At 60.1% G+C, this 16,165-nt stretch carries 11 protein-coding genes; 8 read left to right on the forward strand and 3 right to left on the reverse strand.

Annotated features, from left to right (window positions below; all coding sequences use genetic code 11):
- The first annotated feature begins 19 nt into the window (after positions 1 to 19).
- The 5 genes from speA to IPL79_17570 all read left to right on the forward strand — a co-directional run bounded on the left by speA (position 20) and on the right by IPL79_17570 (position 5,493).
- Positions 20 to 1,963 (forward strand): biosynthetic arginine decarboxylase, encoded by a 1,944-nt coding sequence (gene speA, locus IPL79_17550; protein MBK9072783.1) that lies wholly within the window; start codon positions 20 to 22, stop codon positions 1,961 to 1,963.
- Between the two features lie 98 nt (positions 1,964 to 2,061).
- Positions 2,062 to 2,601 (forward strand): molybdenum cofactor biosynthesis protein B, encoded by a 540-nt coding sequence (gene moaB / locus IPL79_17555; protein ID MBK9072784.1) that lies wholly within the window; start codon positions 2,062 to 2,064, stop codon positions 2,599 to 2,601.
- A gap of 33 nt (positions 2,602 to 2,634) precedes the next feature.
- A complete protein-coding gene (locus tag IPL79_17560) occupies positions 2,635 to 3,636 on the forward strand; it encodes a hypothetical protein (GenBank protein MBK9072785.1) in 1,002 nt (333 codons plus the stop codon).
- 62 nt (positions 3,637 to 3,698) lie between these two features.
- Positions 3,699 to 4,163, forward strand: coding sequence for a peptide chain release factor-like protein (locus tag IPL79_17565; protein MBK9072786.1), 465 nt, complete (start codon positions 3,699 to 3,701; stop codon positions 4,161 to 4,163).
- Positions 4,164 to 4,278: 115 nt separating this feature from the next.
- On the forward strand, positions 4,279 to 5,493 hold the full coding sequence (locus IPL79_17570) for an alpha/beta fold hydrolase (protein ID MBK9072787.1): 1,215 nt from the start codon (positions 4,279 to 4,281) through the stop codon (positions 5,491 to 5,493).
- A 28-nt stretch (positions 5,494 to 5,521) separates the two neighbouring features.
- On the opposite strand, the gene IPL79_17575 is transcribed toward IPL79_17570, so the two are convergent.
- The gene (locus tag IPL79_17575; GenBank protein MBK9072788.1) at positions 5,522 to 5,815 is read right to left on the reverse strand and encodes a hypothetical protein; all 294 of its coding nucleotides are present in this window, start codon (positions 5,813 to 5,815) and stop codon (positions 5,522 to 5,524) included.
- Positions 5,816 to 6,347: 532 nt separating this feature from the next.
- Between IPL79_17575 and IPL79_17580 the strand changes: the two genes are divergently transcribed.
- From IPL79_17580 to IPL79_17590, 3 genes are all read left to right on the forward strand, one after another.
- Positions 6,348 to 6,620 (forward strand): hypothetical protein, encoded by a 273-nt coding sequence (locus IPL79_17580; protein MBK9072789.1) that lies wholly within the window; start codon positions 6,348 to 6,350, stop codon positions 6,618 to 6,620.
- Between the two features lie 61 nt (positions 6,621 to 6,681).
- Entirely contained in the window at positions 6,682 to 7,899 is a 1,218-nt protein-coding gene (locus IPL79_17585) for a hypothetical protein (GenBank protein MBK9072790.1), read from the forward strand.
- Between the two features lie 27 nt (positions 7,900 to 7,926).
- Complete coding sequence (locus IPL79_17590) at positions 7,927 to 9,048, forward strand: hypothetical protein (protein ID MBK9072791.1); 1,122 nt, start codon at positions 7,927 to 7,929, stop codon at positions 9,046 to 9,048.
- Here the strand turns inward: IPL79_17590 and IPL79_17595 are convergent.
- A complete protein-coding gene (locus tag IPL79_17595) occupies positions 8,933 to 14,890 on the reverse strand; it encodes a protein kinase (protein ID MBK9072792.1) in 5,958 nt (1,985 codons plus the stop codon). The genes IPL79_17590 and IPL79_17595 overlap by 116 nt on opposite strands.
- Before the next feature lie 174 nt (positions 14,891 to 15,064).
- Positions 15,065 to 16,165 carry a PilT/PilU family type 4a pilus ATPase gene (locus IPL79_17600; protein MBK9072793.1) on the reverse strand — a complete coding sequence of 367 codons (1,101 nt, stop codon included), beginning with the start codon at positions 16,163 to 16,165 and terminating at the stop codon, positions 15,065 to 15,067.

A 16,165-nucleotide genomic window follows, 5' to 3' on the forward strand; every position in this document is an offset into this window, starting at 1 on the left:
GCCCTATTTGCGAGGTGAAATGGCACGCACCAAGGCCCTGGCGGCAACCGATCCTCTTCGTCGCTGGACCACGCAGGATGCCTTAGAAACCTACAATATTCAGGGCTGGGGCTGCGGCTACTTCGGCATCAATTCAGGTGGCGACATGATCGTCACGCCGCGCGCCCCCGACGGCAGCATCAAGGGCGAGATCAACATGAAGGAGCTCATCGACGAGCTCACCGGCCGCGGCATCCAGATGCCGATCTTACTCCGCTTCTCCGACATCTTGCGCGCGCGCATCGAGCTCATTTGCGGCGCCTTTCATGGCGCCATCAAGGAGTATGGCTACAAGGGTCAGTATCGCGGTGTCTACCCGATCAAGGTCAACCAGAACCGCACCGTGGTCGAAGAGGTCATCGAATATGGCCGTCCGTTTCACTTTGGCCTCGAGGCCGGCAGCAAGCCCGAGCTCCTCGCCGTCATGGCAATTCACCAAGACGACGAATCGATCATTGTATGCAACGGCTACAAAGACGAGGAGTACATTGAGACGGCGTTGCTGGCGTCCAAGCTCGGCAAGACCGTCATCTTGGTGGTTGAAAAGCCAAGCGAGATCGATCAGATCCACCGCGTCGTCGAACGGGTAAAGATTCGCCCGACCTTGGGCATTCGCGCCCGCCTGTCGAGCCGAGGTGCTGGGCGCTGGGAGCAATCCGGCGGCGATTTTTCCAAGTTTGGCCTAACGCCAACCGAGCTGGTTGAAGCCGTGCAGAAGCTCAAGGAGTGGGGCGAGCTCGACTGCTTCAAGCTGCTGCACTTTCACCTCGGCTCACAGATTTCGGCGATCAAGTCGGTCAAGAACGCGCTGCGAGAGGCCGGCCGGCTATTCGTCGAACTCTATAAGATGGGCGCGACGGGCCTGAAGTACGTCGACGTCGGCGGCGGCCTTGGCGTCGACTACGACGGCTCGCAGACCAATTTCGCCTCGTCAATGAATTACTCGGTGCAGGAGTATGCCAACGACGTGGTGTATTCGCTCAAAGAGATCTGCGACGCCGACAACGTGCCGCACCCGACCATCGTGTCGGAATCCGGCCGCGCGGTGACGGCACACCATTCGGTGCTGGTGGTCAACACGCTGGGCGTTACCGAATTTAACACCTCGGTGCCCAAGGAGCTGCCCAAGCCGCCAGTGCCGGTGGTGAGCAACATGTGGGAGATCTACCAAGGCATCTCGCAGAAAAATATCCTCGAGTCGTATCACGACATCGTCGAATACAAGGACCAGGTGCTGCAGCTATTCAACCTCGGGCATCTCTCGCTTGAGCACCGCGTGATGTGCGAGAACTTATTCTGGGCAACCTGCGAGAAGACGCTGCTGATGGCGCGCCAGCTGCCGCACATGCCCGAGGAGCTAGAAGGCCTGGAAAAGGCGCTTTCGGACACGTATTTCTGCAATTTTTCGATGTTCCAGTCGCTGCCGGATGCGTGGGCTGTCGACCAGTTGTTCCCGATTACGCCGCTGCATCGCCTCACCGAAGAGCCGACCCAGCGCGCGACGCTCGCCGACATCACCTGCGACTCGGACGGCAAGATCGAGAAGTTCATCGACCTGCGCGACATCAAGCACGTGCTCGAGCTGCACCCCGTCAACGGCGAGGACTACTACCTCGGCATCTTCCTCGTCGGCGCCTACCAGGAAATCTTGGGCGACATGCACAATCTTTTCGGTGACACCAACACGGTGCACGTCATGCTCAACAGCGACGGCGATTACGACGTCAAGGACGTCGTCGCAGGCGACACCGTGAGCGAGGTGCTGTCGTATGTTGACTATAATCCTACCGATCTGCTCGGCCGGCTGAGAAGCACCGTCGAGGCGGCGCTGCGTAAAAAGATCATTACGATCGAAGAGTCGCGGACGCTGATCAATCAGTTCCGCCAGGGCCTCATCGGCTACACCTATCTCGCACGCTCGTAGTCGGCCAAAACTCGGTGGCGTAAACTCGCCATTTCGGCGGGATCCGCCGGATTTTTGCGGCGGGTTTTCGCAAAATAAGGGTATGGGGCCCCCAGGGGCTGTGCTATGACGATCCCGTGTCGGGCCAGCATATTTCGGTACAGGTCGCCGTGCTTACGGTGAGCGATACCCGCACTGCGCAAACCGACACGTCTGGTCAGACCGCGGTCGACATGCTGGTGGCGGCGGGGCATCGCGTTGTCGCGCGCGCCATTGTTAAAGACGAAATCAATACCATCCACGGCCAGCTCAAGGCGTGGGTGGCCGACGGTCAAGTGGACGTCATTATTACGACCGGCGGCACCGGGGTTACGCCTCGCGATGTTACGCCCGAGGCGCTTGAGCCGCTGGTCACCAAACCCATTCCCGGCTTTGGCGAGTCGTTCCGCTATTTGTCGTTTTTGGATATCGGGACCTCGGCGATGCAAAGCCGTGCCGATGCCGCCTTGTGCGAAACCACCTATGTGTTTTTGCTGCCTGGCTCGACCGGTGCGGTGAAGCTGGCGCTTGAGAAGATTATTATTCCGCAGCTCGATATCAACAACAAACCGTGCAGCATCACGGCGCTGTTGCCGCGCATCCGCAGCGAAATTCGGTAGGCTTTTGGGTGCACGGGAGCCGAGGCTGACGCGGTGAATATTGATGATGTCTTGCAGCGCGCGTTGGCGACGCGCCTGAATCTACAAATCGCGCTGTCATCGCTGGCGGTGATCGAGGAGTGGATGGATTTGCATATCGATCGCTGGCTCGACAACGTGCCGGCGCCGCCCGAGATGCCCATGGGCTGCGAGGCCCAATTCGAGGTGGTGCTCGGCAGCGACCTACGCCAGGTGACATGGTCGGCGTGGGGCGACCCGCGCGGCTTTGTGCCCAAGCTCGCCAACTATTTTCAGCTCTGCGTCATGGGCAAACAAGATAGCGAGGTGCTCGATCAGCTCGGCAATGAACTGCAGCCGGAGCAAGTGGGCAGCTGGCTGACCGTGACGCCGGGCAAGGTCTTAACCGGCTGGCAGTTTTGCGAGCCCATTGCGTGGGCGCGGCTGCAAGAAAGCTTTGCGCCGCATGCGGCGAAGTTGGCGGTGCATGCGTGGCTTGAGCGCAACGACACCGAGCAGATCGAACGCTTCGCGCAGGCGATTGGTGACGGCGCGTATTCGGAGCTTGAAATTGCGATGCCGGGTGACGATGCAGCGGCGCAGCTTGCGGCGCTTGCGCGCGCCGTGCCGCATTTTGGTGGCGAGCCGCTGCCGGCGGCGCTGATCGCGTGGTGGGCGCAACGCGCGGCGCAGCTGCCAGCGGCCGCGTCCGATGAGACCGGGGCGTCAAACGCCTTCGCCGTGGTCGTGCGCATCGCGCAAGGTGCGGTGACCCACGTGGGCGCGCTCGGGCCTGGCATTGGCAGCGACGGGCTTGGCGATCTTGCGGCACTCGCTACCGCGTGCAGCATCTCGTGGGACAGCTCGCTGGCGCGCGTGGTTCCATCGCTGTCGGCTCAGGGGGTACGTCGGCTTGCGTACGTGCAGGCTAGCGGCCGCGCGTCGTTGCAGCTGTATGTCGAGCCTGGCGACCCGGCCGTTAACCCAAACCGCAGCGGCAAGGTGGTTGTGAAGCCGCCGGCGTCGTCGGCCAATTAGTTGTGTCGTCGCGCGATGAGTTGTTGCTAGCGAGCGATGCCGAGCTCGAGCGCGCGTGCGCGATGGATCGCTATCGCGCTTCGGGGCCAGGCGGCCAGCATCGCAACAAGACCGAAAGCGCGATTAGGTTGCGTCACCTGGCGCTCGGCGTGACGGTGCATGCCGACGGCTCGCGCTCGCAGGCCGAGAACCGCGCGACGGCGGTGACGCGTATGCGCGAGGCCTTGGCGTTGCAAGTTCGGCAAGGGATGGTGCTTGAAGGCTGGCAGCCGGAGGCGGCGCTCGCAGCGTTTGTCGCCGGCGGCGGTCGCGACATCACGCGGCGCTCGCGGCAGAGCGGGGCCGTGCTCCTGCAATTCGCGCGGCTGCTCGACGTGGTTGAAGCGTGCGGCGGCGAGGTTGGCGCCGCGGCGCAGGCCCTAGGCACCAGTTCGAGTGCCTTGTCCAAGCTGCTGACGTACGACGACGACGTGGTGCGCGCGGTCAACGAAATGCGCTCGCGCCGTGGCCTGCGGGCCCTGCGGTAGGGGCTCAAGGCCCCACCCACACCTGGGTTATGGGTGGCAAACCCCAACTCTTAGTCAGTAAAATTAGCGTGTTAGGGCGGTCTGCTTAGGCATGGTGCTTGCAAAGTTAAGGCGCATGTCGAAGCATGGTGTTGTGGTTGTAGGGGTGCTGGGCCTTGCGGCTCAGCTTGGCTGCTTGGCGCCGACGCGCGATGACGCGGCGAATCTTGATGAAGACAAGGCCGGCGTTACCGAGGCTAACGAAGACAGCTATGACTGGGCTGACGATCCTGGGTTGCGCATGATGATGCTGCAGGCCGAGGCCATCGGCACCAAATACGACCTATGCGACGAGACAGCCAACTACGATGGCATTTGTCTCGACTGGTGTTGGAACGATTTAGATTGCGGTGCGGCCCAGACGCAGGCGGTGCAAAACCGCAGCACCCAACGCCTGCCGATCGTGCTCGTGCATGGCTTTAACGCCGGCAAAAAGGCCTTCCATGACGTGGCACCACGGCTGCGCGATGCCGGCTTTATAGTCGAAGAAGTGCAGCTTTCGCCCTATGCTCCGACCGTCATCCGTACCGACGAGCTGGCGACGCAGATCGCCGAAATCAAGGCGCGGCATGGCGCGGCCAAGGTGCATTTGATCGCACATTCATTTGGCGGCATCGACGCCAGGCGCTTGGTGCATGTGCCGCCCTTTACCGACGTCGCCGCGAGCATCACCACCGTTTCAACACCGCATCGCGGCACGCACATCGCCGAGCTGCTGACGGCAGAGTGGGTGCTAGAGCTCGCCCCAGCGGTGCTCCGCCGCATCTCTTTTATTGGCGAGAGCGACGCGGATTTCGTTGAGCAAAACGATTTTGCCGCGCAAGTTGCCGACATGATGCCGGCCGCCATGGAGGCGTTCAACGCCGCCTATCCCGATCGCGCCGGCGTGTTTTATCAATCGTATGCGGGCTATGCAACGACGCTTGGCGTGCGCAATAGCAATCACCTGGGTGATTGCGAAGAGCAGTATTGGGGCGGCGACGCCGCCTATGATCACATCAACCCCTTGCTCGCGGTCAGCCATGTGTTGCTGCGTGGGGCCGACGACGGCCTCGTCGCGGTGCGCAGCGCCAAGTGGGGCCGCTTTCGCGGCTGCCTCCCCGGCGATCACCTCGACGTCATCGGCCAAATCCAAAAAAGCGGCGCCAACTCCGCCGGCTTTGCCCACCACGACTTCTATCTCCAGGTCGCGCAGGAGCTCGTAACCTGCGAGGCCGCGGCGAGCCGCCGCGCGTTTAACGCCGCGATCTTCGCCGAATGCATGCAAAACGCCGGCGCCCCGGTGAACTAGCGTGGCGGCAGTCCGTCGCTGCGTGGGGTTATAAAAAGCCCGCGCGTCGGCGGATTTCTGGCCCGATGCGGTCAACCATGGCGTCGACCGTTCCATCTCGCATTGTGCTTTCTGAAATCGGTTCAAGGCTCTGCACCGTGAGCGTGCCCGCCCGGTCAACGCTGAGGAGCCGCTTGCCGCTGGCATCCGGTCCGGCCCAAAGCGTCGCCTTGCTGGCGGCGATGCGCGCTACTAGGCGTAACTTAGCCATGTCCCAAATGCGAATTTCGTTGCTGTAGGTCGTCCCGAAGATGAAGTCGTCATTGACCATGACCGTTTGCACGCCCGAACCGATGCCTTGGAGCGTCGAGATTTACGCGTAGGTGTGGCAGTTCCACACCGCGACGGTGCCATCGCCAAGCTGACAAAGAGTGCGGGTCAATAAGTCGGGGTGTTTTGGCCGTAAGGTCTCGCCGCAAAAGATACAACGTCCCCACCGCCACCCGGTGCTTGTGCGCCACCAGTGCCAGCGGCACGCCGCCGGCCGTGTGCTCCAGCGATATCTGCCAGCGGATGGCTGGGCAAAACCTGGTTTTCCTGTGATTTCCTACGGTTGTCTGTGTCTCGGTCTGCATGTGTCATCTCCATGTGGGAGTGACAACTTCAATTGGGGGCGGGGACGAACAACGGGTCCCGATACCGAGCTGGCTGAGCGGATCTATGAAATGCAGGTTGCACCACGTGTGAACCCTAAGTGCGATTTGCACATCTACAGCGCGATTTACACTTTGCAGGCTGTTTGTAACCATTTGAAACCATTTGGGTAACGCCTGGCACAGCGCATGCATTGCTTAAGGCCAGAAGGAAAAAACAATATGAAAAAAACAACTGGTTCAAAGCTTCAACTCAAACGTGTCAGTGTTGCGTCGCTCAACAACATGAAAGGTGCCGACGCTGGCCCACTTGTACTTAATCAAATGGAAGAGGTTTTGTACAACACCGGCGCAGGGGCCCATCAAGAATGGGTTAAGGTTTGGGTATACGATGACAAAGGTAATCTGGTACAAGAAGACGCAAAAATCTGGGTAGCTAACGATAGTAGTTGCGGCGCCGGCACGAACGGTATGGCAAGCGCCGGTCGCTGCTAGAATTCAAGTCTGTTGAAGTTGTATAGGCCCTCTGTGGGGCCTATACTCGCTTAAGTACCTTGTGGATATTAACTTTTCTACAGAGCGTAGAGCGCGCGTCTTAGACGAATTGATTGTTTCTATTTTCGCTACGTACCGAACGGGTTCAAATCTTTTTTTGCCCTGGGATATTTCGTTGCTTTGCGGATACCTTCGCAGTAGTGGTCGAACCGACTATCCAATTTCAACGGCAGAGATCGAAAGTGCCATGGCTTATGGGCTGCAGACCTCGATCGAGCATCTAAGCGATTCAACTAAATTTTCACTCCATCTGCATGGTGGCACGACGGCGGCGGCGTGGACGGTTGCGCATTTGTGTGACGACGCCGAACAGGTTTTGAGGGCTTCATTCGACCTTCGTATCGAACAAGAGCTTGCGCAGCCCACATGGTGCAACGAGTACGACCTTGCCAGCGGGTTAGTTGGAGTCGGCGTTTATGGCTTAGAGCGCTACGAGCAAGATCCAGCTTACGGCCGCGCCATCATCGAACAAGTGGTAAATCATTTGGCGACCCTCGCCGAATGGGAAAACGGCCGTTGCGCATGGCGCGTATCTGACAAAGCTCCCCATTTCGCGGCATATGAGCCGGGAAAACGAGCTTGGTATGCCAAGAGGTTCGATTGCGGCATGGCCCATGGCATAGCCGGGGTTATTGCATTTCTTGGATACGCCGCAGAGCTTGAGCTTCCACAGGCAAAACACTTACTAGTTGGAGCGCAACAGTGGCTTGATGCCAAGGTTCAGCCTTCGAATCCATATAACCGTCATCCAATGTATCTAAATGTGGGTCAGGACGACAGGATTCCCCGAACGAGATGGTGCTACGGCGACCTCGGGGCGCTATGCGGTCAGTGGAATGCTGCAGCCCGTGTTGGGAGCAACATTCAACCATACCGAGACGCGCTCTTGGAATGCGCCCAACGGAGCGAAGAATTTACCGGCGTCGACCTGCCGATTGTTTGCCATGGCGCGACGGGAAACGCACATATCTATACGCGATGTTTTCTCGCCAGCGGCGATGAGAGGTTTTTGCATGCTGCGGATCGCAACTTCGAGCTTGCGGTCGCCATGTTAGAAAAACCAGGGGCCATGGACCCGCCAGATATCTATGAGGGATTCATTGGCAACCACGTGGGCACGGCGCTAGCCTTGTTAGCAAGTTTTTCCGACGAACTGCCAGGTTGGCATAGGCTCCTGTGTATTGACATTCCAGTGCAAGAACCGATTTCAAACGCGTAGTGGCAAAAGCCATTGCCTTAAACTCAGATGGAGCACCCGATTGCAGAAAATGAAAATGCTCGCTTCGCCTTAGAGTTGTGTCGTCAAGTCGCCGATTCACTGCGAACCGCTGTGCCCTTGGCAACGGCAAAATGGTGGGAGCGCGCGCTGTTTTGGGGCTATTGGTCGAGCTACACCGATGCCGAGCAAGACGCGGAGGCAGCACGGATTTCATTGTCACACGCCGTCGCGGAGGCCGAGGCAGCGCTTGTCGCTCCAATACCACAATTCCAACTCATTGGGTCTGGCTTCGCGCTAAGCCATTTGTTGTTAGACGATGCGCCCAGCTTGCTCCGACGCCTAGATGATCAGCTGATGCGCTGGATGGCCGATGAGAGTTTTCCGAAAGACCTTGGCATTCTTAAAGGTCTGGCCGGCATCGCGATTTACGCTAACGAGCGCCGACTTGCGGGAGATGCTCAATTCGCGCAGCAATGTCTTGAGCCTATTTGGCAATATTTGCAAAAGACCGTGAGCATTGAAGGGGCTAATTATTTTTGGGTCACACCACAAGCGGCGTTGCCTGCCTGGTTAAAATCGCGATACCCAAGCGGCCATGTCAACTGCGGACTTGCGCACGGGGTGCCCGGCATCCTTGTCGCGCTAGATCATATTAATACCGCGGGCATTGCCGATACCTCGGTGTATGCGCGGGGTGTTCTTTCGTGGCTTGATTCAATCGCCCGCGACGACTCGCCTGAGACCAAGTACCCGCAATTGCTTGTCGGTAACAGAGCGGTCGGTGATCCGCGTACGGCGTGGTGTTACGGAGATTTTGGAGTCGCCACTGCAAGATGGCGAACGTGCATCGCGCTCAAGCTGCCGACGCGCGCCGTCCATGCCGAAGCCCTCGCCGCGGCGGCTCGCCGCCTTGAGCTTACACGCGTCAAGGACGCGGGAATATGCCACGGTGCCATAGGCAATGCGTTGATGTGCAAGCAATTTTTCCACGCTTCAAGTGACGAGGCTTTTAGCGATCTAGCGACCTCGTGGCTCATGCGGGCTCATGCCTACCACCAACCAAACCTTCCGTATGGCGGCTTTGGGGCTTATGGCGGTGACGAAGAATCGCTAGAAAATGGAGGTTTTTTTCGGCTGACGCTTCTCTAGCCGTTGGTGCGATCGGCGTCGCCCTCGGCATGTTGAGTTTATCCATTGAACTCGAACCTTCCTGGTGCAGAATTTTCGCAATGGACCTAGCCCACTGAACTAGTTGCGCCCTGAAATGAGTCGCTTGCGTCACTTTTGAAGTTTCGCACGACGGCGATTCCCACCAATCACCAGCTAACCGCGTTGCAAGGCGAATCGATTCAGGCACGACACAACGCGCATAAACAAGAACGTTGGCATGGAGCGAGGCGGAGGTGATGCGTCCAATATGATTCACGACGGTGGTATTGTCTAAATCAATCGTCACAACATAGTTTGATGTTAAATTCCCGACAATCCAAGACGTAGTTGGTGCCGTTTGCCAACGCGCAATTTCTCGCAAATCTGAGAGTGACCAGCCGACGACTTCGCGGTCGGCTCCCGCCGCGTAGAGCCTCGTGCCATTATCGACGACGACGAGGTCTTGAGCGCTTCGCTTAAGGCCCAAGAGCACGCCTTCTCGGTTCCCCGAAACGCGGCTAACAATAGAAATCGAACCGTCTATTAATGCAGCAAAAATACGGGTGCTGTCATGCGACCACGTAAACGTATAAATTTGTCCAGGCTGAAAGGTCTCCCAGATTTTCTTGCCTTGACTATTCCACAGCCAGAGTGTCGAGCTTAGCTCAGCCAGCGTCGCAATATGTTGACCGTCAGGCGAGAGCGTGGCCGCCCGCCAGGCCCCGGGCAGCTCGGCAAGCAGCCGCCCGGTTGTGACGTCGATTAGGATTACGCGATTCAGGCGCTTGGTTTCAATCGTCACGAGGACACGGGAGCCATCAGCCGACCACTCTACCGCCGTAGGATAGCCATTTGGCACGACCCCTTCCGACACGATGCCGCTGTCGTCGACGATAAACAACTTGCCATCCGTCAGCCCCATGAGGAATCGCTCGCGATCTACGGGCGAACCAGACAGTAAGTATACTCCTTTCGATTCAATCGGCATTGTCTTAACGGTTTCCCCGTCGACAATTCGCTGCCAGACGAGCGTGCCATTTGTGCGCCACGAGACAATACGCCCCGAGGCAGCAAGCACGGCGATCTGGGACACAACGCCCGGCTCTCCGGGCAAGAGTCTTTTAGTTCCGTTTTTTAAATTCCAGATGGCAATGCCACCGTCCGCGGCGCGAACAAGCTCTTCATCGGCGATAAGCGGAGGCTCCTCGTTGTAGTCGGCATTAGTCACTGGTTCAAAGACACGTTTTAAGAAAACGCTTTGGCTATTCCAAACCATGGCCGTGCCGTTTCTCGCCCCTGTCGCGATTTGAATCTGGTCCTTCGCGACAGCCAAAACCGACAACGAGCCACCATGCGAGTAGGTATTAAGATCCAACCCTCTCGAAATAGACCATTCTTTTGCAGACCCGTCTATTGATGCGCTTATCACGCGGTCATGTCCCAGCAACGCCACACTACGGATTGCGGCCTTGTGGCCAGAAAGCACTCGAGATGGCGAGCTAGAAAGCATTCCTTGCTTGTCTCTGGAATAGACGTGTAGCATTGCGTCGGCGCCACCAGACACCAGATACGAATCGTCAGCCGACCAGGCCAAATCAGAAACCGCGCCAACATGCGCCACAAATCGTTGTTTGACTCGTCCATCCGCACTTTCAATTATCAAGATCTCGCCACTGTCCGCGCCTATCGCGATTTCTGGGCGGGTGGTGCTTATGGCAATGGAGTTAATAATGTAGTCAACGGCGCCAAGAGACCGCAGCCGTTTTTTGAGCGAGGAAAACAACCTCGTGTTGTTAGAGGTCGTGCTTGCGATAAGGATAATGACTTCGCCACTGCGCGGGTCGAGCTTTGACCAAAGAAACGTGTTTTTGGAATTTGGACTTTCAAATATCGTTCGCGTTGTTCCATCGCTAACATTCCATCCGACTACTTTTTCTCGAACACCGGTCGATACTATCTCGCCAGAAATTTCACTCCATACAAGGTCAAAAACGCCTTCTCCGTGAAGTAGGCGTTGTGCAGCAAGCTGGCCGGAGGCTGCATCCCAAATCTTTACCACACCGTCGCTGCCAGCGGTTGCTATGAAATCTGACGCGCCGAGCCACGCTGCAACCGTCCGTCCGCCGGCGGGGTGTGCACGAAGCAACTGAATCAAATCGCCATTTTTCCAGATTCTAGCTGTGCCATCGTTGCTCGCGGTTAGGATGTGCATACCATCGCGACTAAATTCCATTGAAGTAATTTGGTCGGCGTGACCTAGCATCGTCGCCGTCGCAGCCCCCGCGGTTTTGTACGCAGTCGTGGCAAGATGATCGATGGTCGACGAAGCGCTGCCACGGCGAATTACTTCCGCGGCAAACAGCAAACTGTTAACTGCGTTGTTATTCGTCAGCGCGCCTGCCGCTTGATCTGTGTAGTTTTCCACCAGCTGCTGCTCGGCCCGCGCCGCGCTCACCTTAGCCGACGTTTCGCTGCGCTGAGCCTTGCTGCGTAGCCCTGCGAAAACAATTGTCGAGATCGTGAGGCTTACAAGCACCACGGCGCCCAAGCCACGAATAATGCGCTTTCGTTTCACATCAGAGGCAACGCTAGCCGCCGCAAACGACTCCTCTAAGTCGGTAACGCGACTCGGATAGCGGCTGCGCCATAGCCGATATTCGGCGAGTAAATCGCCACGCCAAAGCAACCCCTTGTCGCGATTTCGCCCGACCCATTGGCGAGCCGCGGCGCGCAGTTGGTCGCGCATGCGCGCGCCCTCGGCGTCTTCGCGGCGCCAGTTAATGAGGCGAGGCCACGCCGAGAGCAAGGCTTCGTGCACTACCTCGATGCGGTCGAGCGAGCCGGCGCCTTCGGAGGCGGTGAGGAGGCGGGCGTGAATCAGCGCCTCGAGCGTGGTCTCGGCGTCGGCGTGCTTGCCTAAGATTTCCAAGGCCTCAGCGCGGGTTAAAATGGCGCGCGTGCCGTCGGCGGTGACGAGATTGCGAAAGACGATGCGCACCAGGCCTTGCGCTTCGGACGACATGGCGCCGAGCACGCGCTCGGCGTGTTGGGCGAGCGCGCCGCCGACGCCGCCGAGCGATTCATACGCCTTGCGCGCGAGCTTGCTGGCTTGCCTATCGCGCAGCTCCCACAATTGCGCCGCGGTAAATGAGAGCAGCGGCAAGGCCGAGGGCATGTCGGCAATGGCCTGCACCATTTCGCCGGGCAGGGCAGGGTCGTCGAACTCGTAGCCGGCGCGGCGCGCGGGCTCGATGAGGATGCGCAGCAAGTCATCCGGCGTCGGCGTCGCGAGCAGTTGCAGGCCGCTGACCAAGCGGTCGCGCAAGGCCTCGAGCTGTTGGCAGCGCAGCAAGAAGTCGTCGCGCACGGTGAAGACGACGCGAATGGGGTCGGCCGGCGATAACGACGCCTGCAGCAGCATGTCGACATACGCCTTGCGCTCGGCGACGTCGTGGCACAAGGTGAAGAGTTCTTCGAACTGATCGACGTAGAGCATCAGGCTCTGCTTGCGCGCCGTGGCCCACGCGCGCAGCACGTTACCCAGGCCCGCGCCGGCAAGCGCCTCATCGGTGGTGGTTTCGAGACCTTCGAGGCCGCGCACCATGGTGCGCAGCGCCAGCAGCGGCGAGCCGCCGGGCCGGACGATCACTGACTTCCAGTGGCTGCCCAGCGCAGGCAGCACACCGGCTTGAATGAACGAGCTCTTACCAGCACCCGACGGGCCGACAATGCCGAGCATGGCGGTGACGCGGAGGCGATTGGCGACGGATTCGGTTTCGCGCTCGCGACCGACAAACATGTCGGCGTCATCGGCGGTAAAAGCAGCCAAGCCGCGATACGGCGCGCGCTCATTGAGTTTGCGCTCGCTGTCGAGCGCCTCAATGGCGACTTGCGTGCTCAGCCACCCCCACAGCGTGTGGTCGCTCTTTTCAAAGCCGGTTGGCATGGAGACTAGGCGCGCGCCGCTGCGGCCCGAGCCGTCGAGCACGAACAGCTCGGCGTCTTCGCCCGGGGCTGGGGCGGAAACTTGGAAAAATGGTGCAAGGCGAAGCACCGGCGCGCCGTCTTGCGTCACCAGCAGCGGCTCGCCGGAGGTGACCTCGGCGCCCGCTTGCAACGGCACGACCGGGCGCGGCTGGCGGCGCGTCCCCATCCAGCGGTCGGCCGTCTCGCCATGCGGCACCACCAGCAAATAATCGTGCAGCCACGCCAGACCGGCGAGCGCGACTTGCAGCTGCGGCATGGTCTCTTCGAGCAGGCGTTTGGTGGTCGCGGCATCGGGCGCGAGCGCGGTTTCGTAGTGGTCCTTGGTGGCGACAAGGGCCCGCATCGCGCGCGATACGGCGGAGCGTTCGCTCGGCTCATCGCTGGTGCGCGAGGTGGTGCGCGAGGTGTCGGGACAAAACAGCTCGATGAGCTCGGGCAGCGGCGCGCTGTCGCGGCGATCGGTAAATTGCACGGCGATGAGCTCGGCGAGGTCGAGCCACTCCATTTCATCGAGGCCATGGCGCTTGAGCTGGCCCAGCGCGCGCGCGACGTCGGGCTGGCCGCGCTCAGCCAGCGTGCCGTAGTGGGTCCAGCAGGCGAGCGATAAGTTGCCGAGCAAGCGCGTGGTGACGCGCATGATCTGAAACACGGCAGACAGGCCCTGGTGGGCGTTGCGCACGCTATCGAGCGCGGAGACGGCCTCGGCGAGTGGTTGCGGCGCGGTTGACAGCAACGCTTCGCGCAGCGCTGCGTCCAGCGTCGGCAGCTTGACCGGCTCTTGGTCAAAGCCAGTCGCCTTGCGCATCGCCGCGGCGAGTTCGACCGCGGTCTGGTAGCGATTCGCAGGCCGCTTGGCGAGCGCTTTTGCAATCACGGCATCGAGCGCGGGCGGCAAATCGCCGCCGAGTGGTGGTGGCGCCTGCCGCGCATGCGCGCGCGCGAGCTCCATGGAGTTCTTGCCCTTAAATGGCAGCCGGCCGGTTAGGACCTCGTAGGCCAAGATGCCAAGCGCGTAGACATCCGTGCGCGCGTCGGTGGGGATGGTGGGCACCCATTGCTCGGGCGCCATGTAGGCGGGCGTGCCGATGGTGTCGCTTTTTTGCACGGGCAAGGCGCTGGCATCGAGCGTCATCGCGCGTAGCTTGGTTAGGCCTGGCCCAACGGTTGGCTTGGCGCTGATGGTTTCGGTGGCCCCGCTGCGCTGTGAATCACTGTGAGCTGCGCTCGCCTGGGTTCCAATGACGCTAGCCGGCGTATCCGTTGATGGCGGTTGAGCAGTTGTGGGCGAGTCAGCGGCGTCATCGCCGCCCTCGGCCGCGCCGCTACTACCGCTGAGCTTGGCAATTCCCAGATCGAGCAGCTTGGGCAGCAGCCGCCCTGCGCGCGCGATGACCATGACGTTTGCCGGCTTTAGATCGCGGTGGATGATGCCTTGCTCATGCGCGGTGTGCACCACTTCGCACAATTTGTCGAACAGCGGCACGAACTTCTCGACCGGCAACGGCCCGTGTTTTTTGAGCAGCTCATTGAGCGGCGTGCCGCGCACCAGCTCCATCGCGGTCCACAGCGTGCCGTCTTCTTCGACGCCGAAAGCATAGATGTGCGCGGCGTAGGGATGGTCTAGCTGCGACGCAAACTGTGCTTCGCGAAGAAACTGCGCCGCAAACGCCGAGTCGGCGTCGGCGCGCGCGAGCGGAATCTTGATTACCGCCTCACGGCCGAGGCTGATTTGCTCGGCGAGGTAGACGGCGCCAAAGCCGCCGGCGCCGATTTGCTGGTGCACCACGAAGTCGCCGAGCAGGCGGCCGGTCATGGGGCTATTGGGCGTGCCGTCGGTGCGGGTTGTGGTCGTCACGGGCGCCCCGCTTCACCGCATTTCACAGACGGCCTCAGCTTTCGCGCCAAATGCACGACCGACATCCGTCTCACGGGCGTGATTGTATCGCCGAGGTCTTCGCCGCACAAGCGCGCCACCCACTTAGCCCGCGGGCGGGGGCGCTCTACCCGTGGTCCATCGGATTGTTGGGGGCTAATGCCCCGCCGCGGCGTCGGCGGTGGCGTCGGCGACCTCGGGGTGCATCTTCATGAAGTATTCTTTGTCGAGGGCTTTTTCGAGGCCGTCGTGGGCGGTGATGAGGCCTTCCTTGACCAGCTTGGAGAGGGTGCCGTCCATGGTTTGCATGTGATCGCTGATGCCGGCCTGAATGAACGATGGGATCTGCGCGGTCTTGGATTCGCGAATCATCGGGGTGAGTGCCGGCGTGGCGATGAGAATCTCGTGCGCCGGGATGCGGCCGGAGCCGTCGGCCTTCTTGAGCAGCTGCTGGGCGACGATGCCGGCCAGCGCGTCGGCGAGCATGCCGCGGATTTGCGGTTGCTCGTTGGCGGCAAACGCGTTGACGAAGCGGTCGATGGTGGCCGGTGCGCTGTTGGTGTGCACCGTGGCAAACACCAGGCAGCCAAAGCTCGCGAGCTGAAGCGCTAGCTTCATGGTCTCGGCGCCGCGAAGCTCGCCCACCAGGATGACGTCGGCATTTTCGCGCACGGCGCTGCGGATGGCCTCGAGGAAGCTCGGCGTGTCTTCGCCGACCTCGCGATGGGTGATCTGGCAGTTGATGGGGTGGTGAACAAATTCCACCGGGTCTTCGATGGTTAGAATGTGCGCCTGGCGGGTGGCGTTGATCTGGTTAACCATGGCCGCCAGCGTGGTGCTCTTGCCCGAGCCGGTGGGTCCGGTGACGAGCACGAGGCCCGCCTTGAGATCGGCGAGCTTGCGAATACCCAGCGGCACGCCGAGCTGGTCGAGGGTTAAGATCTTGGTGGGAATGATGCGAAACACCGCGCCCATGCCGACGGTCTTGCGCATGTAGTTGCCGCGGAAGCGGGCCTTGTCTTCGTAGCCGTAGGCAAAGTCGAGATCCCAGTTGGTGTCAAAGGTCTTGCGCTGCTCGGGCGACAGCAACTCGTAGAGCAAGGTCTCGACGCGCTCGGGCGACAAGATATCTTTTTCGATGGTGAGCGGGATGAGCTCGCCTTTGGAGCGAATCATCGGCGGATATTGCGCGGCGATGTGTAAGTCGGAGCCGCCGCGTTTCATCAGCATGTCAAAGTAGCGATCGATTTCGGGCAT

This window comes from Myxococcales bacterium (genome assembly GCA_016716835.1).
Taxonomy (GTDB): Bacteria; Myxococcota_A; Polyangia; order Haliangiales; family Haliangiaceae; genus JADJUW01.